Here is a 1,204-nt window from a genome sequence, read left to right on the forward strand (position 1 = left end):
GCCAGGCCGAGGGCGCCGGCCCCCGCCGGGCGGAGCCCGTCCCCCCGGAGCAGCCGATGAACCGTCACGACCGCCGCACCTTCCTGCGCACCGCCGGGGCCGGCGCCCTCGGCCTGGCCGGGCTCGGGTCACTGGCCGCCTGCGGTGGGGACGACGCGAGCTCCTCGACCGGGGCGGAGGGCTCCTCGGGCAGCGGCTTCGGCGAGATCTCCGTGCAGCTGTCCTGGATCAAGAACATCGAGTTCGCGGGGGAGTACATGGCGGACTCCAAGGGCTACTACACCGAGGCCGGCTTCTCGAAGGTCAACCTCCTGGCGGGCGGGGCCGCGGGCACGTCGGCCGAGGCCCTCGTCGTGTCGGGCAAGGCGCAGGTCGGCCTGTCCTCGCCGACGCTGACCGCGCCCGCGATCGTCAACGAGGGCGCGGAGCTGAAGATCATCGGCACGACCTTCCAGAAGAACCCGTTCTGCCTGGTCTCCCTGCAGGAGAAGGTCCCGGTCGCCAGCGCCGCCGACCTCGCGGGCAAGCGCATCGGGGTGCAGACCGGCGGCAACGAGGTCATCTTCGACGGCTTCTGCACCGCCAACGACATCGACAAGTCCACGTTCACCATCGTGCCCGTCCAGTACGACCCCTCGGTCGTGGCCAGCGGCGACGTCGACGCGTTCATGGCGTACCTGACCAACGAGCCGATCCTGCTCGCCGGCCCGGGCGCGACCCCGGTGGTCCTGAGCTTCGCCGACAACGGCCTGCCCTTCGTCGCGGAGACGTTCACGGTGCTGCAGTCCACGATCGACGAGCAGCGCGACATGCTCAAGGCCTTCCTGGTCGCGGAGATCAAGGGCTGGAAGGACGCGATCGCCGACCCCCGCGCGTCGGCGGTCCTCGCCGCCACCGACGCCCGCTACGGCAAGGACCAGGACCTCGACGTCGAGGAGCAGACCAAGGAGGCGGAGGCCCAGAACACCCTCATCGTCTCGGCGGACACCGAGGCCAACGGCCTCTTCACGATGACGGACGAGCTGATCGCCGACAACATCAGCGCCCTCGAGGTGGTGGGCGTGACGATCACCGCCGAGGAGCTGTTCGACCTGAGCCTCCTGGCGGAGGTCTACGCGGAGAACCCGGAGCTCAAGACCGCCTGAGCCGCCCCCGAACACCCTGCCGCCGACGAGAAGGGCCCGCCCGTGTCCCAGGACACCTC

At 70.5% G+C, this 1,204-nt stretch carries 1 protein-coding gene; it reads left to right on the plus strand.

Annotated features, from left to right (window positions below; all coding sequences use genetic code 11):
* Nucleotides 1–56 precede the first annotated feature (56 nt).
* A complete protein-coding gene (locus tag GTR02_RS21775) occupies nucleotides 57–1,145 on the plus strand; it encodes an ABC transporter substrate-binding protein (protein ID WP_166609549.1) in 1,089 nt (362 codons plus the stop codon).
* The last annotated feature ends 59 nt before the right edge of the window (nucleotides 1,146–1,204 follow it).

Origin of the sequence: Kineococcus siccus, from assembly GCF_009906795.1 — a bacterium.
In the GTDB taxonomy this organism is placed as follows: Bacteria; Actinomycetota; Actinomycetes; order Actinomycetales; family Kineococcaceae; genus Kineococcus; species Kineococcus siccus.